This is a genomic window from Candidatus Sphingomonas colombiensis, assembly GCA_029202845.1.
Lineage (GTDB): Bacteria > Pseudomonadota > Alphaproteobacteria > Sphingomonadales > Sphingomonadaceae > Sphingomonas > Sphingomonas colombiensis.
Window position 1 is genome coordinate 68870 of the sequence record CP119315.1, and the last position, 23071, is coordinate 91940.

22 protein-coding genes, 3 tRNA genes and 6 pseudogenes are annotated in these 23071 nt (G+C 65.1%); 17 read left to right on the plus strand and 14 right to left on the minus strand.

Annotated features, from left to right (window positions below):
- The first annotated feature begins 9 nt into the window (after positions 1 to 9).
- Together kdpC and P0Y64_00365 are read left to right on the plus strand one after the other, a co-directional pair.
- Entirely contained in the window at positions 10 to 597 is a 588-nt protein-coding gene (gene kdpC / locus P0Y64_00360) for a potassium-transporting ATPase subunit KdpC (GenBank protein ID WEK43356.1), read from the plus strand.
- A 10-nt stretch (positions 598 to 607) separates the two neighbouring features.
- The gene (locus P0Y64_00365; protein ID WEK43357.1) at positions 608 to 1297 is read left to right on the plus strand and encodes a response regulator transcription factor; all 690 of its coding nucleotides are present in this window, start codon (positions 608 to 610) and stop codon (positions 1295 to 1297) included.
- Between the two features lie 10 nt (positions 1298 to 1307).
- Here the strand turns inward: P0Y64_00365 and P0Y64_00370 are convergent.
- The 6 genes and pseudogenes from P0Y64_00370 to P0Y64_00395 form a co-directional block, all read right to left on the minus strand.
- Positions 1308 to 1922, minus strand: a pseudogene (locus tag P0Y64_00370) (M23 family metallopeptidase).
- A 352-nt stretch (positions 1923 to 2274) separates the two neighbouring features.
- Positions 2275 to 3063 carry an aldehyde dehydrogenase family protein gene (locus P0Y64_00375; protein ID WEK43358.1) on the minus strand — a complete coding sequence of 263 codons (789 nt, stop codon included), beginning with the start codon at positions 3061 to 3063 and terminating at the stop codon, positions 2275 to 2277.
- 85 nt (positions 3064 to 3148) lie between these two features.
- The gene (locus P0Y64_00380; GenBank protein ID WEK43359.1) at positions 3149 to 3499 is read right to left on the minus strand and encodes an aldehyde dehydrogenase family protein; all 351 of its coding nucleotides are present in this window, start codon (positions 3497 to 3499) and stop codon (positions 3149 to 3151) included.
- Between the two features lie 64 nt (positions 3500 to 3563).
- Positions 3564 to 3869: pseudogene (locus P0Y64_00385) on the minus strand (aldehyde dehydrogenase family protein).
- A gap of 112 nt (positions 3870 to 3981) precedes the next feature.
- A pseudogene (locus P0Y64_00390) lies at positions 3982 to 5016 on the minus strand (proline dehydrogenase family protein).
- 33 nt (positions 5017 to 5049) lie between these two features.
- The gene (locus P0Y64_00395; protein ID WEK43360.1) at positions 5050 to 5901 is read right to left on the minus strand and encodes a hypothetical protein; all 852 of its coding nucleotides are present in this window, start codon (positions 5899 to 5901) and stop codon (positions 5050 to 5052) included.
- 93 nt (positions 5902 to 5994) lie between these two features.
- Between P0Y64_00395 and P0Y64_00400 the strand changes: the two genes are divergently transcribed.
- Positions 5995 to 6468 (plus strand): Lrp/AsnC family transcriptional regulator, encoded by a 474-nt coding sequence (locus P0Y64_00400; protein WEK43361.1) that lies wholly within the window; start codon positions 5995 to 5997, stop codon positions 6466 to 6468.
- A 29-nt stretch (positions 6469 to 6497) separates the two neighbouring features.
- Here the strand turns inward: P0Y64_00400 and P0Y64_00405 are convergent.
- A tRNA-Ala gene (locus P0Y64_00405) sits at positions 6498 to 6573 on the minus strand.
- Positions 6574 to 6651: 78 nt separating this feature from the next.
- The gene (locus P0Y64_00410) at positions 6652 to 6978 is read right to left on the minus strand and encodes a TIGR02300 family protein (GenBank protein ID WEK44916.1); all 327 of its coding nucleotides are present in this window, start codon (positions 6976 to 6978) and stop codon (positions 6652 to 6654) included.
- Positions 6979 to 7078: 100 nt separating this feature from the next.
- On the opposite strand from P0Y64_00410, the gene P0Y64_00415 reads away from it, so the two are divergent.
- From P0Y64_00415 to P0Y64_00460, 10 genes and pseudogenes are all read left to right on the plus strand, one after another.
- A complete protein-coding gene (locus P0Y64_00415; protein WEK43362.1) occupies positions 7079 to 7543 on the plus strand; it encodes a hypothetical protein in 465 nt (154 codons plus the stop codon).
- 152 nt (positions 7544 to 7695) lie between these two features.
- Positions 7696 to 7953 carry a hypothetical protein gene (locus P0Y64_00420; GenBank protein WEK43363.1) on the plus strand — a complete coding sequence of 86 codons (258 nt, stop codon included), beginning with the start codon at positions 7696 to 7698 and terminating at the stop codon, positions 7951 to 7953.
- Between the two features lie 224 nt (positions 7954 to 8177).
- Complete coding sequence (locus P0Y64_00425; protein WEK43364.1) at positions 8178 to 8303, plus strand: hypothetical protein; 126 nt, start codon at positions 8178 to 8180, stop codon at positions 8301 to 8303.
- 179 nt (positions 8304 to 8482) lie between these two features.
- On the plus strand, positions 8483 to 9412 hold the full coding sequence (locus P0Y64_00430; GenBank protein ID WEK43365.1) for a proline iminopeptidase-family hydrolase: 930 nt from the start codon (positions 8483 to 8485) through the stop codon (positions 9410 to 9412).
- Positions 9409 to 10050 carry a d(CMP) kinase gene (locus P0Y64_00435; GenBank protein WEK43366.1) on the plus strand — a complete coding sequence of 214 codons (642 nt, stop codon included), beginning with the start codon at positions 9409 to 9411 and terminating at the stop codon, positions 10048 to 10050. The genes P0Y64_00430 and P0Y64_00435 overlap by 4 nt, the downstream gene beginning before the upstream one ends.
- Positions 10051 to 10338: 288 nt before the next feature.
- The gene (gene rpsA, locus P0Y64_00440; GenBank protein WEK43367.1) at positions 10339 to 12048 is read left to right on the plus strand and encodes a 30S ribosomal protein S1; all 1710 of its coding nucleotides are present in this window, start codon (positions 10339 to 10341) and stop codon (positions 12046 to 12048) included.
- Between the two features lie 158 nt (positions 12049 to 12206).
- The gene (locus P0Y64_00445; protein WEK43368.1) at positions 12207 to 12488 is read left to right on the plus strand and encodes an integration host factor subunit beta; all 282 of its coding nucleotides are present in this window, start codon (positions 12207 to 12209) and stop codon (positions 12486 to 12488) included.
- A 38-nt stretch (positions 12489 to 12526) separates the two neighbouring features.
- A tRNA-Leu gene (locus P0Y64_00450) sits at positions 12527 to 12610 on the plus strand.
- A 62-nt stretch (positions 12611 to 12672) separates the two neighbouring features.
- Positions 12673 to 14052: an ABC transporter substrate-binding protein gene (locus P0Y64_00455; protein WEK43369.1), complete on the plus strand. Its 1380-nt coding sequence runs from the start codon at positions 12673 to 12675 to the stop codon at positions 14050 to 14052.
- An 81-nt stretch (positions 14053 to 14133) separates the two neighbouring features.
- A pseudogene (locus tag P0Y64_00460) lies at positions 14134 to 14488 on the plus strand (DUF4112 domain-containing protein).
- Between the two features lie 113 nt (positions 14489 to 14601).
- Here P0Y64_00460 and P0Y64_00465 read toward each other — a convergent pair.
- From P0Y64_00465 to P0Y64_00475, 3 genes and pseudogenes are all read right to left on the minus strand, one after another.
- On the minus strand, positions 14602 to 15309 hold the full coding sequence (locus tag P0Y64_00465; protein WEK44917.1) for a DUF1343 domain-containing protein: 708 nt from the start codon (positions 15307 to 15309) through the stop codon (positions 14602 to 14604).
- Between the two features lie 61 nt (positions 15310 to 15370).
- Positions 15371 to 15847: pseudogene (locus P0Y64_00470) on the minus strand (DUF1343 domain-containing protein).
- The gene (locus P0Y64_00475) at positions 15844 to 16383 is read right to left on the minus strand and encodes a DOMON-like domain-containing protein (protein WEK43370.1); all 540 of its coding nucleotides are present in this window, start codon (positions 16381 to 16383) and stop codon (positions 15844 to 15846) included. The pseudogene P0Y64_00470 and the gene P0Y64_00475 overlap by 4 nt, the downstream one beginning before the upstream one ends.
- A gap of 128 nt (positions 16384 to 16511) precedes the next feature.
- Between P0Y64_00475 and rimO the strand changes: the two are divergent.
- From rimO to P0Y64_00490, 3 genes and pseudogenes are all read left to right on the plus strand, one after another.
- Positions 16512 to 17863: pseudogene (gene rimO / locus P0Y64_00480) on the plus strand (30S ribosomal protein S12 methylthiotransferase RimO).
- A 54-nt stretch (positions 17864 to 17917) separates the two neighbouring features.
- Positions 17918 to 17994, plus strand: a tRNA-Met gene (locus tag P0Y64_00485).
- Between the two features lie 189 nt (positions 17995 to 18183).
- Positions 18184 to 19431 carry an integrase arm-type DNA-binding domain-containing protein gene (locus P0Y64_00490; GenBank protein WEK43371.1) on the plus strand — a complete coding sequence of 416 codons (1248 nt, stop codon included), beginning with the start codon at positions 18184 to 18186 and terminating at the stop codon, positions 19429 to 19431.
- Between the two features lie 277 nt (positions 19432 to 19708).
- Here P0Y64_00490 and P0Y64_00495 read toward each other — a convergent pair whose 3' ends face one another.
- Genes P0Y64_00495 through trbG form a run of 3 tightly spaced genes read right to left on the minus strand, consistent with a single transcriptional unit; the run spans position 19709 to position 21853 of the window.
- Positions 19709 to 19939, minus strand: coding sequence for a DUF2274 domain-containing protein (locus P0Y64_00495; GenBank protein WEK43372.1), 231 nt, complete (start codon positions 19937 to 19939; stop codon positions 19709 to 19711).
- Between the two features lies 1 nt (position 19940).
- Complete coding sequence (locus P0Y64_00500) at positions 19941 to 21143, minus strand: TrbI/VirB10 family protein (GenBank protein ID WEK43373.1); 1203 nt, start codon at positions 21141 to 21143, stop codon at positions 19941 to 19943.
- Positions 21140 to 21853 (minus strand): P-type conjugative transfer protein TrbG, encoded by a 714-nt coding sequence (gene trbG, locus P0Y64_00505; protein ID WEK43374.1) that lies wholly within the window; start codon positions 21851 to 21853, stop codon positions 21140 to 21142. The genes P0Y64_00500 and trbG overlap by 4 nt, the downstream gene beginning before the upstream one ends.
- A 36-nt stretch (positions 21854 to 21889) precedes the next feature.
- On the opposite strand from trbG, the gene P0Y64_00510 reads away from it, so the two are divergent.
- A protein-coding gene (locus P0Y64_00510; protein ID WEK43375.1) for an IS3 family transposase occupies positions 21890 to 23067 on the plus strand; the annotation gives its coding sequence in 2 pieces (ribosomal slippage) (positions 21890 to 22154 and positions 22154 to 23067; 1179 coding nt in all).
- The last annotated feature ends 4 nt before the right edge of the window (positions 23068 to 23071 follow it).

The following is a 23071-nucleotide window of genomic DNA, read 5'->3' on the forward strand; positions in this document are numbered from 1 at the left end:
CTCCGCCCCATGTTGAACGACATCAAATCCGGCCTGCGCCCCGCGCTGATGCTTACGCTGCTGTTCGCTCTCTTGCTCGGCCTCGCCTATCCGGCACTGATCACCGGCGTCGGGCAACTCATCTTCCCGTGGCAGGCCAATGGCAGCGTTGTACGCGATACGCACGGACGGGTGATCGGTTCGGCGATCATCGGCCAGCAATTCGCTAGCCCGGCCTATTTCCATGGCCGTCCCTCCGCCGCCGGCAAAGGCTATGACCCGCTCGCGTCTGGAGGATCGAACTACGGCCCCGCCGCCAGGCCGCTGGCGGATCGGCTCCGCGCGGACATTTCCACCAATCGCACATCACCGGACGAGACGGCTCCTCCTGCCGATCTGGTGACTGCCTCCGCCTCGGGGCTCGATCCCGATATCAGCCCTGAGGCGGCCTTGTATCAAACAACGCGCGTCGCCGCGGCGCGCCACATGGATCTCGCGACGGTCCGCGCATTGGTCGATCGGCATGTGCAGCGCCCCCTGCTCGGCTTCATCGGCGAGCCGCGCGTCAACGTGCTGGCGCTCAACCGCGCGCTCGACGCCGCCGCGCCGCGATCGTAACAAGTTGCGGATGACGAACAACGCCCGCGTTCTGCTGGTCGAGGATGATGCCGCGATCCGGCGCCTGCTCCACGCGGCGCTGACACGCGCGGGCTATCGCGCCAGCGAGGCAGCGACTGCGCGCGAGGCGATGAACCTTGTCGCTATCGAGCGCCCCGACGCGGTGCTGCTTGATCTCGGCCTGCCCGACCGCGACGGGCTGGAGCTCGTCCAACTCATCAAGGCGCGCGGGGATATGGTGGTGATCATCGTCTCCGCGCGCAACGAGACGGAGGAGAAGGTCGCGGCACTCGATCTTGGCGCGGACGATTATCTCACCAAGCCGTTCGATACCGAGGAATTGCTCGCCCGCATCCGCACCGCATTACGCCATCGCCGAACTGGCACCACGGCTGCCGAACAGTTGGAGGCCGGCGCGGTGACGATCGATCTCGCCCGCCGCCGCGTGCGACGCGAAGGCGTGGAGATCCACCTGACGCCAAAGGAATATGGTGTGCTGGAGGAGTTGGCGCGACATCCCGATCGGGTGATCAGCCACACGCAATTGCTGCGCACCGTATGGGGGCCGGCGCAGGAGGATCACGTCGAATATCTGCGCATCGTGATCCGCGCGCTTCGGCACAAGCTGGAATCCGATCCAGCTCAACCGCGCCTGATCGTCAACGAGTTGGGGATCGGATACCGGCTGGCGACCGGCTAGGGGCTTTCGCTCAGTCCACGGTATCCAGCGGCGCCGGACCACTGGTGACCACCGGAATCTGCCGCACGTTGCTATCCTGCGCAGCGAGCAGATAATCCGAAGTGGTGAGGAACGGCACCGGGTTTACCGCGTGACCATCGATGCGCACCTCGTAATGGAGGTGCGGCCCGGTGGAGCGACCCGTCGAGCCCATCAAAGCGATCAGCTGCCCACGCTTCACGCGGGTGTTGTCGCTGACCAGGATCTTGGAAAGATGGCCATAGCGGGTCGCGATGCCCTTGCCATGGTTGATTTCCACCATGTTGCCGTAACCGCCCAGGCGATCGGCATGGCTCACCACACCATCGGCGGTGGCATAAACCGGGGTGCCGACCGGGCCGGGGATATCCACGCCGGCATGCATCGCGGCGGTGCGACGGAACGGATCGCTGCGAACGCCGAAATTGCTGGAGAAATTGAGGTGCTGAACCGGCTGCACCGACGGGATGGCGATTACGCCCTGTTCCATCGTGTCGAGCTTCTTCCAGGTCATGAACAGCGAGCGGAACTGCGCCTCGCCGCTCAGCTCAACCGAGGCCTCCGCGCTGCTCGCCGCAACCAGCGGACCACCCACTGCTGCCTTCTGCGTGGTATCCGGCGCGGCATGCGCGATCGAGCCGAGACCACCGAGCGCCAGGGTCATCGTGGCAATGGAGGCGATGCGCCCAAAGCCTCGAACAAGCTGCGTGAAAGAAAATTGCGACATCAGACCCCGACGATCAATCGTTAACCGACTACCGCCGAGCGACCCGGCGTTCTTTTATCAACTCGCCTGGATCGCACCCCCGCGCCCCGGACGACCCTTTCTGGCGCGGAGAGGTAAAAATACGCAATACCTGCCCCCGCCCCACGCGTCGGGGCGGGCGGAAGGTGCGTTGAGTCGTTATATCATGCGTCGAAATGCGGGAACTTGTTGCCTGAACCGCGGGTGAATCAGTTCACACCATCGCCATCAAGCTCGCATTTCCGCCCGCCGCAGTGGTGTTGATCGAGGTCGAAACCTCCTCCACCAACCAGTCCAGCCGGTAACCATTTGCCGCCGTTTGCGGCAGAGCGATCGGCCCCGGCATCGCGGAGAGCCTCGCCAGCGCGTCGCCCACCCGCCCGGCATCACCCTCGATCAACGCCCCCGCGAACGGCCCGGCACCCGCGAAATCCGCGACCCAGCGGACGCGATGGGTCACCGCCGCCGGCAGGCCCGGAAGCAGCGCCGCGTCTCCCGCGATCACCGCGTCATTTCCTCCCGCCAACGCCGCGCCGAGTTGCGCGATCAACCCGTCGCGGGTTTCCGGCAACAGCAGCACACACCCACGCGGATGCAGCGCATAAAGGTTGCGCTCGCCGACCGGCCCTGGCAGTTCCACCTCCCCGCCAACCAGCGAGGCGCTGAGCGCCGCGCGCACCTGCGCCGCAGCATCCATGTCGCCGGCTTCCTCCAGCCAGAGCGCCAGATCGCGCGCCGCCGGATCGGCGGCATTGGAGGAAAGTCGCGGCGGCACCGGCACGCCTGTCACCAATCGCCCGAGATAGAGTGGCCCTCCCGCCTTCGGCCCAGTGCCCGAAAGCCCGCGCCCGCCGAACGGCTGCACGCCCACCACCGCGCCGATCACGTTGCGGTTGACATAGAGGTTGCCCGCCTTCACCCGCTGCGTGACGTGCGCGATCGTCTCGTCGAGCCGCGTGTGCAGCCCGAAGGTCAGCCCATAGCCGGTCGCGTTGACTCGCATCGATCAGGCTGGTCGAGCCCCGCGCGACGGAAGCGCACGACGTGCAGCACAGGCCCGAACACCTCGCGCTTGCAGATCGGCGATATCATCCAGCTCGATGATCGTCGGCGGAACGAAGGTGCCGTGCGCCGTTTCTCCGGCGAGCGCGATCTGCTCGACCGGGCGCCCGAGCGCTGCGCATCCGTTCGATATGCTTCTCGATATTCGCCTGCGCCTCGGCGGTGATCACCGGGCCGATATCCACCGCCAACCGATCGGTACGCCCGATCGAAAGCTCGTGCAGCGCGCCCTTGATCATCGCCAGCGTGCGATCCGCCACATCTTCCTGAAGGCATAGGATGCGCAGCGCCGAGCAACGCTGGCCCGCGCTGTCGAAGGCTGACGCGATCACGTCCGCCACCACCTGTTCCGCGAGTGCCGAGGAATCTACGATCATTGCAGTTCTGGCCGCCGGTCTCCGCGATCAGCGGGATCGGCGCGCCATTTGCGGAGAGGCGCTGGGCCAGTTCCGCCTGGATCAGCCGCGCCACCTCGGTCGATCCCGTGAACATCACCGCCGCCGTCTCGGGCGCCGCGACCAGCGCCGCACCGATTGCGCCGTCGCCTGGGAGCAATTGTAGCGCATCCGTCGGCACACCCGCCTCGTGCAGGATCGCCACGCCCTGCGCCGCGATCAGCGGGCTTTCCTCCGCCGGCTTGGCCAGAACCGGATTCCCCGCGACCAGCGCGGCGGCGATCTGCCCGGTGAAGATCGCCAGCGGGAAGTTCCACGGGCTGATGCACGACGACCGGCCCGAGCGCGCCATGCGCTGGCCCGAGCGTGCGGCGCGCCTGCTCCGCATAATAGCGCAGGAAATCGACTGCCTCGCGCACCTCGCCGATCGCGTTGGGCAACGACTTTGCCGGCCTCGCGCACGATCAGGCCGAGCAGCGCCGGCATCCGCGCCTGCATGATGTCGGCGGCGCGGTCGAGACAGGCGGCGCGCTCGGCGGCGGCACGGCGCGCCACGAGGCGCGCTGCCGCCTTCGGCCGCGAGCCGCGCGCGTCCTGCGGCGATCCTCGATCCACCGGTGCCGACCCGATCGCGATGATCGGCCGGGTTCAGGACCGGCGCGCGCGATCCCCGCCGTCGACTCGGCGCCGCAGCGGCACGCCTCACTCTGCGCCGCGCGCGACATCGCCGCGCCCGCGCCAGAGGCGCGCCTCGTTCGACAGGTCGATGCCCGGCGAGTTGCGCCGCTCGGCGCCGTAAAGGTCGCGCGGCAGGGCGATCTGCGGGTGCTGCTGCCCATCACCGGCATCGCGCGCGACCACGTCGACCGGATCGGCGACCAGTCGCAGATCGACACGTTCGGATCGGCGATGCGGTTGACGAAGGAGGAATTCGCGCCGTTCTCCAGCAGGCGCCGCACGAGATAGGCGAGCAGCGTCTCATGCGTGCCGACCGGCGCATAGATGCGGCAGGGCCGATCGAGCTTCTCCTTGCCGACGACCTCGTCATAGAGCGGCTCGCCCATGCCGTGCAGGCACTGGAACTCGTATCTTGCCGACCGCGAAGTCGTGCCGGCCATGCGTAGATCGTCGCCAGCGTCTGCGCGTTATGCGTCGCGAATTGCGGGAAGATCGCGTCGGCGCGCCCAGCAGCTTCCGGCGCAGGCGACATAGGCGACGTCGGTATGGACCTTGCGGGTATAGACCGGGAAATCGGCGAGGCCGTCGACCTGGGCGCGCTTGATCTCGGCGTCCCAATAGGCGCCCTTGACCAGGCGCACCATCATGCGCCGGCCGGCGCGGCGGGCGAGATCGATGATCCAGTCGAGCACGAAGGGGCAGCGCTTGCCATAGGCCTGCACCACGAAGCCGAGCCCGTTCCAGCCCTGCAGATCGCGCGTCGAAGCGCAGCGCTTCCAGCAGGTCGAGCGACAGCTCCAGCCGGTCGGCCTCCTCGGCATCGATGTTGAGGCCGATATCGTAGCTCTTGGCGATCAGCGCGAGCGCTGCACGCGCGGCAGCAGCTCCGACATCACCCGCCCGGCCTGGGCGCGCGCATAGCGCGGATGCAGCGCCGAGAGCTTGATCGAGATGCCCGGGCCTTCATAGACGCCGCGCCCGCGCCGCCCGGCCGATGGCGTGGATCGCGTTCTCGTAGTCGCGGTAATAGCGCGCGGCATCGGCGGCGGTCGTCGCGGCCTCGCCGAGCATGTCGTAGGAATAGCGGAAGCCGCGCGCCTCCAGCGGCGGGCGCGCTTCAGCGCCTCGTCGATCGTCTCGCCGGTGACGAACTGCTCGCCCATCATCCGCATCGCCATGTCGACGCCGCGCCGGATCACCGGCTCGCCGGCTCGCGCGATCAGGCGCGTCAGGGCGGCGGCGAGGCTGCGGTCATTGACGGTCGAGGTCAGCTTGCCGGTGACGACGAGGCCCCAGGTCGCGGCATTGACGAACAGCGACTTGCCGCCGCCGACATGCGACTTCCAGTCGCCATCGGCGATCTTGTCGCGGATCAGCGCGTCGCGCGTCGCCGTATCGGGAATGCGCAGCAGCGCCTCGGCGAGGCACATCAAGCGCCACGCCCTCCTGGCTGGAGAGCGAATATTCCTGCACCAGCCCCTCGACGCCGGTGCCCTTGTGCTTGGCCCGCAGCGCCGTCGATCAGCTTGCGCCCGTCGCGGGTCGTCCTGCTTGCTCGCCGGCGCCAGCTTCGCTGCGGCCAGCAGCGGCGGCAGGCATTCTGTCTCCGGTCGGCGATAGGCGGCGGTGATCGCCTGGCGCAGCGGCGTCTGCTCCCGGATCGGCGGGGCGAAATCGGCGAACAGCGGGGGGAGGGGGTTGGTCATATCACCGGATACCAAATTCGATGGTGGCAATCCGCCCGATCATTCGACAAAATATTTCCAAACAAACCTCATTCATGGGCAAATTCAAGCGATATGACCGGCAGAATTGTCAAAAACGATGAAATCGACGTATTCGACGCTCGGATCATCGAGGCGTTGCGCGAAGATGGCCGCATGTCGGTGACGGAATTGGCGCGGCGGGTCGGCCTTTCCAAAACGCCGTGCCAGGTGCGGCTCAGACGGCTGCTCGACGATGGTTATATTCGGGGATTCCGCGCGATGATCGATCCCGCCAAACTCGGGCTGGATCATGTCGCCTTCGCCGAGGTGAAACTGTCGGACACGCGCGAAGCCGCGCTCGACGAATTCCGCCGCGCGGTGCTGAAGATTCCGGAGGTGGAGGAATGCCACATGATCGCGAGCAGCTTCGATTATCTGCTCAAGGTGCGCACGGCAGATATCCGTCGCTATCGCATCGTATTGGGCGAGCGGATTTCCAGCCTGCCGCATGTGGCGAGCACATCGACCTTCGTCGCGATGGAAACGATCCGCGACGCCACGATGTGAAGGTGATTTTTTTAGAAAACGGACGGGAATGGTGGAGCCGAGGGGGATCGAACCCCTGACCTTCGCAATGCCATTGCGACGCTCTCCCAGCTGAGCTACGGCCCCAAATTCCGTCCGGGAAGCGCCCCCTAGCGGGGCGCTGCGGGCTTGGCAAGCGGTGAAACACCGCTTGCCGAAAACCAATCAATTTTCTTCGTCGTCGCTCGACGTTTCGACGCCGAGATCGTCGTCGCCGCCGAGATCAACCTCGTCGTCGGCCGAAACCTCTTCGTCTTCGCCGGTGTCCAGATCTTCATCTTCGTCGGACCCGCCAGCGAGATCGCTGTCGGCCGGACCGGTGTTGGTCTTGGCTGCCTCGAACGGCAGCGGCTGCTTGGATTTCAGGATCGGCTCCGGCTCCCATGCATAGCCACAGGCGATGCACGTGACGGGGTCGTCCTTTTCGAGGTCATAGAAACGCGTCGCGCATTTCGGGCACGTACGCTTCGTGCCCCATTCCGGCTTGATCATGCCGTGCAGAACCTTTCGGATGGGTGTTTCAACAGGCCAGTCCCTGCGAAGTGGTGGGCGCCTTGCCATAGCACAACCCGGCTGGCAAGGCCGCGCGGACATGGCCCATACAGCTTCTCCGCAGCCAGTCACCGTCAACCCCGCCTCGGCGCTCGTCGGGCGCATCCGCGTGCCGGGCGACAAATCGATCAGCCACCGCTCGCTGATGCTCGCCGCGCTGGCGGTGGGCGAAAGCCGCGTCGAAGGGCTGCTGGAGGGCGAGGACGTGCTCGCCACCGCCGCCGCGATGCGCGCGATGGGCGCGGTATCGTGCGTGGCGACGACGGCATCTGGCGCATCAACGGCGTCGGGGTCGGCGGCCTGCTCCAGCCCGCAGGCCGCGCTCGACATGGGCAATTCGGGCACCTCGACCCGCCTGCTGATGGGGCTGGTCGCCAGCCATCCGATCACCGCGACCTTCACCGGCGACGCCTCGCTGTCCACGCGCCCGATGCAGCGGGTGATCGACCCGCTGTCGCAGATGGGCGCCGATTCACCCCCTCCCCCGGCGGCCGCCTGCCGTTGATGGTGCGCGGGCTCGCCCCGCCGGTGCCGATCACCTACACGCCTGCCCGTCGCCTCGGCGCAGGTGAAATCGGCGATCCTGCTCGCCGGCCTCAACACGCCCGGCATCACCCGCGTGATCGAGCCGGTCCGACGCGCGACCATAGCGAGCGCATGCTCGCGGATTCGGCGCGGCGACTCAACGTCGAGCGGTGCGCCGAGGGCCGGCTCATCTCGATCACCGGCGAGGCCGAACTGAAGCCGCAATCGATCGTCGTGCCCGGCGACCCCTCCTCCGCCGCTTTCTGGCTGGTCGCCGCGCTCGATCGTGCCGGGCAGCGACGTGGTGGTCGAGAATGTCGGCATGAACCCGACCCGCAGCGGGATCGTCACCGCGCTGCGCCTGATGGGCGCGACATCACCGAGATCTGAACGCGCGCGACGTCGGCGGCGAGCCGGTCGCGGACCTGCTGCGTGCGCCACGCCGCGCTCAAGGGCATCGAGGTGCCGCACGATCTCGCGCCGTCGATGATCGACGAATATCCCGCGCTGTTCGTCGCCGCCGCTCTTGCGCGAGGGCGCACCGATCGCGCGCGGGGCGGACGAATTGCGCGTCAAGGAATCCGATCGCATCGCGGTGCAATGAAGGTAGCGCCTTGGTCGCCAACGGCGTCTCGCTCATCGAGCATGAGGACGGCCTGTCGATCGACGGCACCGGCGGCGATCCGATCCCCGGCGGCGCTCGCGTATCGCCTCGAAACTCGATCACCGCATCGCAATGAGCATGGCGGTCGCTGGACTCCACGCCCGTCAGCGGCCGTGATGATCGACGACGCCGCGCCGGTCAGGACGAGCTTCCCGACCTTCTTCGCGCTGCTCGAATCGCTCGGGGGGAAGCGTCGCGTGGAGCTGATCGATCAGCCGGCTGCTGCTCGCCGGGGGGCTGGCGACGCTGCTGCCGATGCCGGCGATAGCGCGCGGACTGACGAGCTATCCGGCACCCACCCGCGAGGAGATGGTCCCGGTCGAAGGCGGCCGCATCTATGTCCGCGTCAACGGTGACCTCAGCCGCCGCCCACCGCTCCTGATGATCCACGGCGGCCCCGGCGGCACGCACGACGCACTACTGGAGGCGCTGCCGCTCGCCGACGAGCGCGCTGTGATCCTTTACGACCAGCTCGATTCGGGGCGTTCGGACCTGCCGAACAACCCCGTCAACTGGCGAATCTCCCGCTTCGTCGATGAGTTGGACGCGATCCGCCACGCGTTTGGCGTCACGCGCTGTCATGTTCTCGGGCATAGCTGGGGCGGGACGATCGCGCTGGAATATGGCGCCCGACACCCGGCAGGACTGGCTGGACTGGCGCTCGCCAGCCCGTTGATCGCGACCAAAAGCTGGATCGGCGACGCCAATATCCTCGTCGACGCCCTCCCCGCCCCGATCCGTACGGAAATCCGCCGCTGCGAAGCAATAAAGGCTCCTCAGCTGCCCAGTTGCGAAACAGCGAGCAGCGCATTTTACGCCGCCTATAACGGCCGCGAACCCGCATCGGACGTGCGGCGAGCTTATGCGCGGAGCGTCGGCGGTCACGGCTTCAATGCGCGGCTCTACGAAACAATGTGGGGGTCGAGCGAATTCGTCTCGACCGGCACGCTCAGGAAATATGACGGTGAGCCCTTGCTCGCCAAGCTCAACGGGAAGCGAACCTTGTTCATTTGCGGCCAATATGACGAAGCGCGGCCGGCGACGATCGGCAGCTATGCCGCACGCGTGCCAGATGCTGAATTCGCGGTGATTCCAGGTGCAGCGCATAATATCTTCGGCGATCGCCCCGAAGAGACCGTTGCAACGCTGCGCGGCTGGCTCGCGCGGCAGGATGCTCTGGCATGATCATCGCGGTTGATGGACCGGCGGCATCCGGCAAGGGCACGATCGCCAAGGCGCTCGCCAAACATTATCATCTGCCGCATCTCGATACCGGGTTGCTGTATCGCGCCGTCGCGGCGACCGTCGAGCGGCTCGGGCTGGACCCGACCAAGGAGGCCGATGCGGTCGCCGCCTGTGGGTTCGATGATCTGACGCTGGCCGATCCGGTGTTGCGCGACGGTGAAATCGGCAAACTGGCCTCCGTCGTGTCGGCGCACCCACTGGTCCGCGCCGCGCTTTTCCAGCGGCAGAAGAGGTTCGCGCATCAGGAAGGGGGCGCGGTACTCGACGGGCGAGATATCGGCACGGTAATCGCCCCGGACGCGGACGCCAAATTGTTCGTGAAGGCGACGCCCAACATCCGCGCGCGCCGCCGCCATACCGAGCTTCATTCGCACGGCTCCTCGATCAGCTTCGATCAGGTTCTCGCCGACATCCGCGCGCGGGATCAGCGCGACAGCACACGCAGCGCAGCGCCGCTCGTGCCCGCACAGGATGCCGCACTGCTCGACACCAGTTTCCTGTCGATCGAGGCATCGGTGCAGAAAGCGATCACGCTGGTTGAAGAACAGCGCGCGCGAAAGGCGGCGGCGAAAGGCTGAGCCAGCGGCGAACGGCCGCGCGCGAAACCGCGCCGGCCCGTCGCATCCCACCGCCAATTGCTTGTGGATAACTATGACTTGGGCTAAGGGGCGCCGGTCCGGCAGGCTGGGGTCTGCGGAGGCATGGCGGGGAGGATACCCTCTCGCGCCCTTTTCGCATTGGCGTCTTGGTCCTCTCATTCCCCCGCTCAATGGATGCCGCATCGACATGGGGTCGGCGCGGCAGTGAAGGCCAAGACCAGCGGATTCAACCGTTTGGCCGGAAACGACTTAAGGAACTCTAGCTTTATGGCCTCTATGCCAAACCCAACCCGCGATGATTTCGCGGCAATGCTCGATGACATGTTCGGCGGCGCCGACAGCTTCGAGGGCCGCGTGGTGCACGGCACCGTCACCGGTATCGAAAACGACATGGCGATCATCGACGTCGGCCTGAAGAGCGAAGGCCGCGTGCCGCTGCGCGAATTCGCCGCTCCCGGCCAGAAGGCCGAGCTGAAGGTCGGCGATGAAGTCGAAGTCTATGTCGACCGCGTCGAGAACATGCACGGCGAAGCGATGCTGTCGCGCGATCGCGCGCGTCGCGAAGCCGCATGGGACACGCTGGAAACCGAATTCGCCAAGACCGCGCGCGTCGAGGGCGTGATCTTCGGCCGCGTGAAGGGCGGCTTCACGGTCGACCTGAACGGCGCCGTCGCCTTCCTGCCCGGCAGCCAGGTCGATATCCGCCCAGTGCGTGACGTAACCCCGCTGATGGATATCCCGCAGCCATTCCAGATCCTGAAGATGGATCGCAAGCGCGGCAACATCGTCGTGTCGCGTCGCGCCGTGCTGGAAGAAACCCGCGCCGAGCAGCGTTCGGGCCTGATCCAGTCGCTGCACGAGGGCCAGATCATCGACGGCGTGGTGAAGAACATCACCGATTACGGCGCTTTCGTCGATCTGGGCGGCATCGATGGCCTGCTCCACGTCACCGACCTGAGCTACAAGCGCGTTGCTCACCCGAGCGAGATGATCAACATCGGCGACACCGTGAAGGTGCAGATCATCCGCATCAACAAGGATACGCAGCGCATCTCGCTCGGCATGAAGCAGCTCGAGAGCGATCCGTGGGATGGCGCCGGCGCCAAGTATCCGGTCGGCGCGAAGCTGTCCGGTCGCGTCACGAACATCACCGAATATGGTGCGTTCGTTGAGCTGGAAGCCGGCATCGAGGGCCTCGTCCACGTCAGCGAAATGTCCTGGACCAAGAAGAACGTCCATCCGGGCAAGATCGTCTCGACCAGCCAGGAAGTCGATGTCGTCGTGCTAGAGGTCGATGAGGACAAGCGCCGCATCAGCCTCGGCCTCAAGCAGGCACAGGCCAATCCGTGGGAGAAGTTCGCAGCCGAGCATCCGATCGGTTCGACCGTCGAAGGCGAAGTCAAGAACGCCACCGAGTTCGGCCTGTTCATCGGCCTCGACAGCGATGTCGACGGCATGGTCCACATGTCCGACATCGCCTGGGGCGTTTCGGGCGAGGACGCGCTGGCGCTGCATCGCAAGGGCGAGATGGTCACCGCCATCGTGCTCGATATCGACGCCGAGAAGGAGCGTATCTCGCTCGGCATGAAGCAGCTTGAGCGCGGCGGCCCGGTGGTCGGCGCGGCAACGGCTGGCGATCGCCTGGCGAAGAACGCCATCACCACCGTCACCATCCTCGAAGTCCGCGACGCGGGCCTCGAAGTGCAGGCGGGCGACGATGGCGCGACCGGCTTCATCAAGCGCACCGATCTCGGCCGCGACCGCGACGAGCAGCGTCCGGAGCGTTTCCAGGTCGGCCAGAAGCTCGATGCGATGGTCACCGGCTTCGATCGTTCGAAGAAGCCGACCTTCTCGATCAAGGCGATGCAGATCGCCGAAGAGAAGCAGGCAGTGGCGCAATATGGCTCGTCCGACTCGGGCGCGTCGCTCGGCGACATCCTCGGCGAAGCGCTGAAGGCTCGCGACACCAAGAAGTAAGGTCGGCGAACCGGGCGGGATCATTCCCGCCCGGTTCTCGATACGGCACAAATTTACATCAAATTGTCGTTTCGGTCCTATTCCGATCCGCAGTTTGCCTATACTATTGTAACCGATCGATCCCGCGCGCCGCGGAGAATCGCACCAGAGGTTGCAGTATGATCCGCTCCGAACTCGTCGAGCAGCTTGCCGAGGCCAACCCCGAGCTTTCATTGCGCGAGGTTGAAGCGCTCGTTTCCACCTTCTTCGATGAAATCGTGCGCCGACTGGCCGAAAACGGTCGAGTCGAACTGCGCGGCTTCGGTGCCTTCTCCACCCGCGCACGCGATGCTCGCACTGGTCGCAATCCGCGCACCGGAGAGGTAGTTGAGGTGGATGCGAAGCGCGTCCCCTATTTCAAACCCGGCAAGGAAATGCGAATCCGGCTCAACGTCGCTTGACGTTCGCCTCCCGGTAGCCTTCACGTCGCGGGCGATGCGCGGACGTGGCGGAATCGGTAGACGCTGGAGACTTAAAATCTTCTGCCATTGGCGTGCGGGTTCGAGTCCCGCCGTCCGCACCATCGCATATGCCTCTCTGGCACTGATCGCCGGCTGCGACCGGCGCGCGGATATTGGCCCGGTCGTGGCAAGCGTGATCGGTGCCGCCCCCGAATTGCGGGACATCAGCCGAAACGAAAGCCCGGAAAGTGATCGCCTGCTGGCCGACTCGGTTGCGCAGGGTTTGGTCCGCTTCGATGCCACCGGCCAGATCGAGCCTGGCGTTGCCGAACGCTGGATCGTCACCGACGAGGGGCAAACCTACATTTTCCGTCTGCGCGAGGCGCAATGGTCCGATGGCCGGCCAGTTACCGCGCAGGACGTGGTGGCGATCCTCAAGCGCCAGATCGCGCCGGCCTCCCGCAATCCGCTGAAGCCCTATCTTACCGCGATCGACTCGATCGTGGAGATGACCCCGCAGATCATCCAGATCGAGCTGGCCTATCCGCGCCCCGATCTGCTGAAGATCTTCGCCCAGCCCGAATTGGCGATCATGCGGCTGCGCGCACCAGCCGGCACCGGACCGTTCCGCATTGCGCACCAAAACCGGCAATCGATGCTGTTGACCCCGGCGCGCGCACTCAATCGCTCGCCCGATGAGGAACGTGAGAAAGTTCCAGAGGATGATGTCCGGTTGATCGGCGAAAACGCCGCACGGGCAATCACCCGCTTCGCAGCGCGGCGATCGGATCTCGTCACCGGGGGCACCGTGAGAGACTGGCCGTTGCTCCAACTCGCTTCTCTTCCACCTGCCAATGTGCGGCTCGACCCGGCGGGCGGGTTGTTCGGGCTGGCGATCGTGAAGCGCGAAGGCTTCCTCGCGGATCAGGACAATCGCTCCGCCATCGCGGGGGCGATCGATCGCGCCGCGCTCACTGCCGCCTTTTCGGCCGATTGGGCCCCGACCGAGCAATTGCTGCCAGACCAGCTTGATTCGGCCGCCGCTCCGGCATCTTCGCCATGGGTGGCGCAAGATCACGACAATCGTCAGTTACAGGCCGTCACTCGTATCGCGATTTGGCAGCGCAACCATCCGGGCGCATTGCGGCTCCGCATCGCGCTTCCCTCCGGGCCGGGCGGAAATTTGTTGTGGGGCCGGATCGGCGCGGACCTGCTGACGATCGGCATTCAACCGGAGCGGGTAGCGCTGGATGATCGCGATGCCGATTTGCGGCTGGTCGACGTGGTCGCTCCTTATGACAGCGCACGCTGGTTTCTCGCGTTCGCCTGCACGCCCTGTGGCGAAGCCGCCGATCGGGCGCTGGAGGCGGCGCGCGTCGCCCCAACGCTCGCCGCTCGCAGCGACGCGATCGCTGCCGCCGATGCAGCAATCGCCGCGGATGTGCCGTTCATCCCGATCGCGCGCCCGCTCCGTTGGTCGCTCGTCTCGCTGCGGCTGCGCCAATGGCAACCGAACGCCCGCGCATGGCACCCGTTGAACCACCTGAGGGCCGTCCCCAAGTGATCCGGCATGAACCATGCGTACCGCCCGCATCGACCCCGCCCTCCTCGACCGCCTGCCGCTTCGGCCGCGACCCCGCCCGCGATCCGCCAGCGGATCGAGGCGATGGAGAAGGTGCTCGAAGGCCTGTTCGTCGTGCCCGGTATCAACCGGCGCGTCGGCCTCGACGCCTTGCTCGGCCTCGTCCCCGTCGTCGGCGACCTCCTCGCCGCCGCGCTCGGCGCGTGGATCGTCTGGGAGGCGCGCAACCTCGCGCATGAGCCGCTTCCAGCTCGCGCGGATGAGCGCGCGCGTCGGGTTCGACGCCGTGCTCGGCATGGTCAGCCCGGTGATCGGCGATGCGGCCGACTTCTTCTATCGCTCGAACACGCTCAACCTGCGGACGATCAGGCGCCACCTCGACAAGCATCACCCCTCGACGGTGACGATCGAACGCTGAGGTGATTTACTTCCTGCTCCCCTCCTTCGTGAAGGGAGGGGCTGGGGGTGGGTGGGTATGAGGCCAGCGCAGCGGTGCCCCCCACACCAACCCACCCCCGACCCCTTCCTTGTTCAAGGGAGGGGAGCAGAAGAGAGCCAGCTCAATACAGCAGGAACGCGCGTCCGTTCGGCTTCCCACGCCCGCTCGTCCGGTACGGTCAGCAGCGTCGAGGTCGCCGGCCACCGCCGCCGCGTCATCGACCCATTCGCGCAAGCGCCAGGCCCGCCGTTGATCACGTCGATCGCCAGCTTGCCGAAGTCATATTCATACGGGAAATCCCGCCACAGCGGATAATCCGGGCCACAGCCGCCGGATCGCCTTGAACGCCAGCGCCTGCAGCCGCCACGGGCGGAAGGCGGCATCGATCGTAAGCCGCGCCCTCCGCGTGGATGAACACCCCGGCGCACAAGCTGCCCCGACATGCTTGTGGAACGTCGGCTGGAACCAGATATCCCGCAGCGTGCAGCCCGCCAGCCACTCGCGGCGCCAGCGCGCGCAGCTCCGCGCATCACCGCGCGCGCATCCACATCGGGCGCGCCGAACAGTTCCAGCGGGCGCGTCGTCCCCCGCCCCTCGCTCAGCGTCGTGCCCTCCAGCATCACCGTGCCGGCATAGGCCCGCGCCATATTGACGTTGGCGGCATTGGGGCTGGGGTTGATCCACACGCGCTCGCGCGGCCAGCCGTAGCCCGGCGCTTCGCATCGCGGCCGCCAGCCCTCCATCTCGACCACGCGATAGGCCACGTCGAGGCGGAAGTGATCGACGAACCAGCGCCCCATCTCGCCCAAGCGTCACGCCGTGGCGCATCGGCATCGGCCCGGCGCCGACGAAGCTCTCCCAGCCGGGGCGCAAGGCCAGCCCCTCGACCGGGCGGCCGGCGGGATTGGGGCGATCGAGCACCCACACTTCCTTGCCGTGCGCCGCCGCCGCCTCCAGCACGTAGAGCAGGGTCGTGACGAAGGTGTAGATGCGGCACCCCACGTCCTGCAGATCGACCAGCAGCACGTCGAACGTCCCCATCGCCTGCCCCGTCGGCCGCCGCACCTCGCCGTAGAGGCTGAACACCGGCATCCCGTAGGTCGGATCGGTGAAGTCCGGCGACTCCATCATATTGTCCTGCAAGGTCGCCGCGCACGCCGTGCTGCGGGCCCGAACACCGCGCTCATCATTCACCCCCGCCGCGACCAGCGCGTCGAGGCTGTGCGTCAAGGTCGGCCGTGACGGAGGCCGGATGCGCGAGCAATGCGCAACGCGCTTCCCCTCCAGCGGCTTCCGGAGGCTCGCATCGGCGAGCAGGCGATCGATCCCGAATTTCATGGCCGCTCCGGTGCCGCGAGCCGCGCGACAAAGCAATCCGGGTTGTGGAAATCCGGCGCGCCAGGAGCATGAGCCAGCGCCCAATAGGATTTTCCTCCCTCATCATCCTCGATCACGGCAGTGAGATTCATTGCCGCTTTGCGCACACCGATCGCGGAAATATCCAGCTCCGCAGCCAGCCAGAAATGGCCGGGGGTATCGGGAGTAATCGAGATTTCGGGGGCAAATTCGAGCGCGAGCTCGCGCATTCCGCTGCGATAGCTGTCGAACGAATAAGCTGCCCACTCAAATGACGGAGAAAGATTAAACTCGACGTATGGGCCATCGCCTATCGATTTTAGAAAAACTTCAAAGCAGGTTCTCTTCCACAATCCGTCTGCGCGCCGGGGCTCTCCCATCGCCGGAAGCGCGATTTTCCCCTCGTATCTTACATAAAATTCTAGCCAATATTCGCGATCATTCGCGTTGATCTGTACCGACACGCCAAGAATTTTCGCGGTCGGCGTGTCTGGATGGCATAAAAGCTCGTAGTTCATTTTCGCTTCGCCGACCCCGGTTTCTGGTAAAAAAGCGTAGGGGCAGGAGCGTGGTTTCGGCAAGCTCAGCCCGGATTAGCGGCATACTGGTAAAAGCGCGCGCGAATCGCTATGTGGCGCGCTTCCCTATGGCTACCAAACTCCCCTCCCCGCCCCGCGTGGGCATGGTCTCGCTCGGCTGTCCCAAGAACCTCGTCGACAGCGAGCGCATCCTCACCCAGCTGCGCGCCGACGGCTATCAGATGTCGCCCGACTATGCCGGGGCCGATGTCGTGCTGGTCAACACCTGCGGCTTTCTCGATTCGGCCAAGGAGGAAAGCCTCGAGGCGATCGGCGAGGCGATCGCGGAAAACGGCCGCGTCATCGTCACCGGCTGCATGGGCAAGGAAGCCGAGGTGATCCGCGCGCGCTTCCCCGACGTGCTCGCGATCACCGGCGCGCATCAGTACGAGCAGGTCGTCGAGGCGGTGCATGAGGCCGCGCCGGCCAGCATATCTCGCCCTATGTCGATCTCATCCCCGACGCCGGGCTGAAGCTCACCCCGCGCCATTACAGCTATCTGAAGATTTCGGAGGGCTGCAACCACCGCTGCGCCTTCTGCATCATCCCCTCGCTGCGCGGCGATCTCGTCAGCCGTCGGCCCGATGCGGTCCTGCGCGAGGCCGAGAAGCTGGTCGCGGCGGGCACCAAGGAATTGCTGGTCATCAGCCAGGACACCTCCGCCTACGGCGTCGACCTGCGCCACAAGTCGTGGCCGTGGCACGGCGGCGAGGCCCGCGCGCACATGACCGATCTGGCCCGCGAGCTCGGCCGGATCGCGCCGTGGGTGCGGCTGCACTACGTCTATCCCTATCCGCACGTCGATCAGGTGATCCCGCTGATGGCGGACGGCCTCGTGCTCCCCTATCTCGACATCCCGTTCCAGCACGCCAGCCGCGCGGTGCTCAAGGCGATGAAACGCCCGGCGAACGAGGCCAAGGTGCTGGAGCGCATCCGCGCCTGGCGCGAGATCTGCCCCGATATCGCGATCCGCTCGACCTTCGTCGTCGGCTTCCCCGGCGAGACCGAGGATGATTTCAAGTATCTGCTTGACTGGCTGGACGAGGCCCAGCTCGATCGTGTGGGCGCGTTTCGCTTCGAGCCGGTCGAGGGGGCCGCTGCCAATGCACTCCCGGATCACGTACCCGAAGAGGTGAAGGAAGAGCGCTACGCCCGCGTCATGGAGAAAACCGCCGCCATCTCCGCCGCGAAGCTACAGGCCAAGATCGGTCGCACGCTCGACGTGATCATCGACGCGGTGGGCGAAGATGGCGCCACCGGCCGCTCCTATGCCGACGCGCCGGATATCGACGGCGAAGTGCATCTGCGCGACGCGGGCCACCTTTCGATTGGCGATATCGTGCCGGTAACGATCGAGGATGCCGACGAACATGATCTGTTCGGCGCCCCCATCGACGCGAAGGACGAACTGCGCGCTTGACCGCTCCGGCGGCACTGCTAATAGGCCCCCTCGCTTCGGCGAAAACGCCTTTGGGGCGGAGTAGCTCAGCTGGTTAGAGCAGCGGAATCATAATCCGCGTGTCGGGGGTTCAAGTCCCTCCTCCGCTACCATTCCACGAATCGACAGAAACCCCGCATTTCCGCCGTTTTTCGACGGCTTCGAGGGGTGATTCGGGGTCAGATTCGTTCACGACCACATGCCGGCTGATGGCCTGAATTCGACCGAATTCGACCCAGTTGGACACTGCTTGTGTATGGATTTGTGTACTGATTTCATCGCCTCGTGATGACGAGGTTGATATGGCTGTTCTGGATCTGACGCCGGCCGCGATCGAGCGTCTAACGTCTGGAATCCTTCGAGATTCTCGTACTCCGGGCCTCAAAATCGAGGCGATGCCAACCGGACGCAAGCTCTGGTCATTCCGCCGCCGCGTGGCGGGGACGGCGAAGACTGTGCGCGAATCTTTGGGCGCCTTTCCGACTTATTCGATCGGCGACGCGCGTAACTGGGCAGCAGGCCTCAACGCCTCAATCGAACGCGGCGAAGACCCTCGCGAGCTCAAGCGTGCTGAAGATGCGCGCCTCGCGATGACCGTTCATGCCGCGCACGAGCTCTATATGGCCGCGGTGATTCGCGGTGACCGGCGCGCCGTGAAGCCGCGAACGATCGCCGACAAAAAATCCATCTACAGCCGCGATATCGGCCCGCGGCTCGGCAACACGAACCTCTATCAACTCACCGAGGACGAATGCTGGAACGCGGTGTACGACAAGGCGAACGCCTCGAAAGATCGCGCCAACAAAATGGCCGGCGAGCTTGCCTGCTTCCTCAGATGGTGTTGCGGCCGCGAGGGGAGAATGGCCGGAATCGAACGGATGGAACACCCCGCTCCCACTCTTATCGCAACCTGGTTCTCGACCGGTCCCAAGGCGAACACGCGTTTCCTCGATGAGCAAGAGCTTGGCTGGCTATTCCAGGCGTTGACCAAAGAAACCCTGTTTTATCGAAGGGGCATTCTCCTCCTTCTCCTGACGGCGGCGCGCAGAAACGAGCTGTTCGGCGCCTCCTCCTGCGAGTTCGTGGAAGGGATTTGGACGTTACCCATCGAACGATCCAAGACCGGCAAGGAGAATATCGTTGCCCTGGGCCCCTGGGGCAGGAGAATGGCGCAGACCAATCGCGAGTGGCTTTTCCCCTCCTCACGGCTCGACGGTCCGCAATTTTTTGGCTGGTTCCAGGTTCGGGATCGGCTTCACGCCCGGATGGAGCAACTCGCCGGACATCCGATAGCGCGGTGGCATTTCCACGATTTTCGGCGAACCTTCAAAACGAACTCAAGCCGCGTCGGCATCAAGGATGACGTTTCGGAACTGATGCTCAATCACAAGCGCACCGGCGTAAGGGGCATCTACAACAAGAACGAGGAGCTCGAAGCGCGCGCCGCCGGCTTTCTTGCATGGGAACGCTTTCTCATGGGCATCGCCATAAAGGGCGGTGTCGCCGATGCGCTAATGTGTCGCTCAGCCGCAGATACCGTTGCCGTCTGACCAGCTATCCAATGTCCCGCCCGACTCGCGTGTATTGGTCTACCAAAGTGCGCGCGAATCGAGCCAGGCATCAACCTCAGAACGCCTGAAGCGCGGGCAGCGCCGGAATTTGCACGTCCCGCTTCCAAGCTCATATTCGCGCGGGAAACCCGAAGGTCGACACTTCCGCAGTCGATCGATCTGCCTTCGGGACAGCCGGGCAAGGCGCGCGAACTCGTCGGTCGTAATGAAGTCTGCTTTCGGATCGACGTGATGCGGTGCGAACCGATCGAGGTGGCTATTCATTTCGATCGGTCGCTTCCCGGCACCAGCGTATGAATGCCCTGTCGCTTTCAAGGAATGCGCTCACGATAGCCGGTATCAATTCGGCGACCGCTTCTTCCTGTCGGTAGGTGGCGTTGTAAAACGCCGCGTAGCGACCAAGCGAATGGTTGAGGTCCGGATGAATGCCGATTGTCAGCTTGAGCAGCGTGCGATCGGGTAACTTGCCAAGTTTGATATCGACCATGTCAACGCACCTCCGAGCCAGCGAGGATGAGATCCCGATGCACGACGAGCCTGACCGGCGTGCCGGGCCGGATCGAGATTGTCGGCTGGATACCGAGATTCCGCTGGGTGATCTGATCCCCCGCGCGCGCGACGCTGTCCTGCGTCGACATGCGGATTGCTTGTACGAGATCGCTTTGTCCGGAGAGCGCGAGCTGCGAACTGACCCCAAGCAATGTCGAGAGCGCAACCCCCTTCAACAGCTGCCAGGTGTGGAAATCGACCTTGTCGGCAAGACCGGCATAACCTGAAGCATCGGTCGCCGGCACATTGTCGATCCGCAGCGAGCTGCCGTTGGGCATGATGAGCCGCTGCCAGACGACCAGCGCGCGCTTCTGGCCGAACGCCACCACGCTGTCATAGGTACCGATCAGCCGTGCGCCCTGCGGCACGAGCAGAATCCGCCCGGTGGTGCTGTCATAGGTGTTTTCCGTCACCTGCGCGGTGACCAGCCCCGGCAGATCGGATCGGATCCCGGTGATCAGGCTCGCGGAAATCACACTACCAGCCGACAGTGTATAGGGTGATGACAACGGGTTCAGCCGGTGCGGGTTCACGTCACCACGCGGATCGAGCGCACCGACGAACTCCGCCTTTCGCCCCTGCGCGTTGGGATCGCCGGTTGGGTCGAGCCCCAGCTTCGCTGCATCCGCTGGTGCCGAAGCAGCTGTATCGGCCGGAGTCGCTGGCCCCGCATCCCCTGCCGCGAACGCCTGCCGCGCTTGCACTACCACCCCCGACTCGCGCGCGGCCTTCAACTCGGCAAGTTGGCGTTCGCGCTCGGTAGCCTGTGCCTGCCGGAGCTGCTGTTCGGTTGGATCGACGGCCGACATCATCGATTGCTGATGCTCGAGGATCGGTTTCCCAAGATCGCCGGGCAGCGGGGCCCCGAGCCGGGGGACATCGCCGTAGCTGGCGGGCGCGCCGTTCAGCGCATCGCTCGCCGGACCGGCGCCTGGTTGCGATAGCTCCTCCTGCGTTGCGGCGCGGTGGATCAACCGCGGCGACAGCGCCATCCAGGTTACCGCGACTAGGCTCACCGATCCGATCGCGGCGACGGCAATGATCACACCGCGTTTGAACCGGATCGCGCGCGGCGGCCGAGTGCGGATCGCGAGCGTTTCTGGATCAAGCTTGGCCGCCTGCGGCACTATGGCCTCGGTCACGACCCACTCCGGCGACTATCGACCTCGCCGACCCGGCTGATCCGCACCACATCCTGGCGTTTGAGGCCAAGCCGCAGCTCGGCCACGTCGAACAACCGGTCGACGACATAGAAGCGCCCCTGCACCCGATAATTGACGAGACTGGCCGTCCCCTTCCCATCGACAAGAAACAGCGGGGGCGCCTCGCCCACGCCAAGACTCGCCGGGAACTCGATAAAGGTCTGCCGCCCGTCGTCGAACGCACGCAACGGCCGCCAGACTGGCTTGTCACCGGTGACCGTATAACCAAAATGCAGCCGATCCACCGCGATCCCGGCGGCAACAGGCTGTGCAACCTGTTCCGTTTCCTGCGCCCGTTTCAATGCGATTAGCGTATCCTGCGGATAGGTCCAGGACAGCGCCGCCATCGCGGTGCGCTCGGTGCTCGTCAGCGCGAGATGATAAGTCCGCCGATCGGTGGTGATGACGATATTGGTGGAGAGCCCAGCGACAAACGGCTTCACCAGCACATGGGTGCGCTTGGTATCGCCGTTGCCGCTGGTGGTGTCGCCGATCACCCAGCGCACGGTGTCACCAGCCGCCACCGCGCCGAGCGCCTCGCCCGGCTGCAATGCGATGTCGGTCACCTGTCCCGGCGCGGTGAACACGTGATAGATCGTACCGTCACCGAACGGATAGACCTGTGAGCTGCCCCCTTTCAGGTGGACCATCGAGTATGATGGAAATCACGAGGAAAGGGACGTTACATGCCGTCGAAGAAGCACAAGCCCGAGGAGATTATCGGGAAGCTGCGTGAGGTCGAGATCGTGTTGGGCCAGGGCGGGACGACCGCCGAGGGATGCCGGCGGATCGGGGTTACGGAGCAGACCTACTATAGGTGGCGCAAGGAATATGGCGGCCTGAAGACCGATCAGGCGCGGCGGATGAAGGATTTGGAGAAGGAGAACCAGCGGCTGCGGCGGGCGATTTCGGATCTGACGCTGGACAAGCTGATCCTGCAGGAAGCTGCACGGGGAAACTTCTGAGCCCCGCGCGGCGTCGGCGCTGCATCGATCAATTACGACGAGATCTGGCAGTCCGTGTGTCCGAGCGACGGATATGCCGGGTGCTGGGGCAGCATCGATCGACGCAGCGCAAGGTGCCGCGTGGGGCGGATGACGAACAGGCGCTTACGGAGGACATCATCGCATTGGCGAAGCAATATGGTCGCTATGGCTACCGCCGGGTGACGGCGTTGCTGTGCCATGCAGGATGGACCGTGAACCATAAACGGGTCGAGCGGATATGGCGTCGTGAGGGGCTGAAGGTTCCGCTGCGCCAGCCAAAGCGGGGACGCCTGTGGCTCAACGACGGATCGTGCATCCGCCTGCGGCCCGAATATCCAGGGCATGTATGGGCCTATGACTTTGTCGAAGGGCGCACGCATGACGGCCGCAAGTTCCGCATCCTGACCATCATCGACGAGGCCAGCAGGGAGTGCATGGCGCTCATCGTGGCGCGTCAGCTCAAGCACGAGGATGTTCTGGCAGCCTTGGCCGACCTGTTCATCTCGCGCGGCCCTCCGGCACATATACGATCCGATAATGGCAGCGAATTTATCGCGACCGCTGTCCAGAAGTGGCTGGGTCAGATCGGCGTGAAGACGCTCTACATCACCCCGGGATCACCGTGGGAGAATGGATATAACGAAAGCTTCAACGGGTCGCTTCGCGACGAACTGCTCAATGGCGAGATATTCTACAGCCTCGCCGAGGCCAGGGTGCTGATCGAAGCCTGGCGGCGGTATTACAACACCGTCCGCCCGCATAGCAGCCTGGGTTATCGACCACCGGCCCCGGAAACAGCGACACCGCCATATCCGGCCTCCGGTTCCGCTTCGCTCCACCTCCGTCCGGATATGGCGGCGATGGGCCTAATCCACTAACAAA

Bases quoted from the DNA above. Each gene is read 5' to 3' on its own strand.
- kdpC (WEK43356.1), top strand. From the start codon at position 10: ATGTTGAACGACATCAAATCCGGCCTGCGCCCCGCGCTGATGCTTACG.
- P0Y64_00365 (WEK43357.1), top strand. From the start codon at position 608: ATGACGAACAACGCCCGCGTTCTGCTGGTCGAGGATGATGCCGCGATC.
- P0Y64_00375 (WEK43358.1), bottom strand. From the start codon at position 3,063: ATGCGAGTCAACGCGACCGGCTATGGGCTGACCTTCGGGCTGCACACG.
- P0Y64_00380 (WEK43359.1), bottom strand. From the start codon at position 3,499: ATGATCGTAGATTCCTCGGCACTCGCGGAACAGGTGGTGGCGGACGTG.
- P0Y64_00395 (WEK43360.1), bottom strand. From the start codon at position 5,901: ATGACCAACCCCCTCCCCCCGCTGTTCGCCGATTTCGCCCCGCCGATC.
- P0Y64_00400 (WEK43361.1), top strand. From the start codon at position 5,995: ATGACCGGCAGAATTGTCAAAAACGATGAAATCGACGTATTCGACGCT.
- P0Y64_00410 (WEK44916.1), bottom strand. From the start codon at position 6,978: ATGATCAAGCCGGAATGGGGCACGAAGCGTACGTGCCCGAAATGCGCG.
- P0Y64_00415 (WEK43362.1), top strand. From the start codon at position 7,079: ATGGCCCATACAGCTTCTCCGCAGCCAGTCACCGTCAACCCCGCCTCG.
- P0Y64_00420 (WEK43363.1), top strand. From the start codon at position 7,696: ATGCTCGCGGATTCGGCGCGGCGACTCAACGTCGAGCGGTGCGCCGAG.
- P0Y64_00430 (WEK43365.1), top strand. From the start codon at position 8,483: ATGCCGGCGATAGCGCGCGGACTGACGAGCTATCCGGCACCCACCCGC.
- P0Y64_00435 (WEK43366.1), top strand. From the start codon at position 9,409: ATGATCATCGCGGTTGATGGACCGGCGGCATCCGGCAAGGGCACGATC.
- rpsA (WEK43367.1), top strand. From the start codon at position 10,339: ATGGCCTCTATGCCAAACCCAACCCGCGATGATTTCGCGGCAATGCTC.
- P0Y64_00445 (WEK43368.1), top strand. From the start codon at position 12,207: ATGATCCGCTCCGAACTCGTCGAGCAGCTTGCCGAGGCCAACCCCGAG.
- P0Y64_00465 (WEK44917.1), bottom strand. From the start codon at position 15,309: ATGGGGCGCTGGTTCGTCGATCACTTCCGCCTCGACGTGGCCTATCGC.
- P0Y64_00475 (WEK43370.1), bottom strand. From the start codon at position 16,383: ATGAACTACGAGCTTTTATGCCATCCAGACACGCCGACCGCGAAAATT.
- P0Y64_00490 (WEK43371.1), top strand. From the start codon at position 18,184: ATGGCTGTTCTGGATCTGACGCCGGCCGCGATCGAGCGTCTAACGTCT.
- P0Y64_00495 (WEK43372.1), bottom strand. From the start codon at position 19,939: ATGGTCGATATCAAACTTGGCAAGTTACCCGATCGCACGCTGCTCAAG.
- trbG (WEK43374.1), bottom strand. From the start codon at position 21,853: ATGGTCCACCTGAAAGGGGGCAGCTCACAGGTCTATCCGTTCGGTGAC.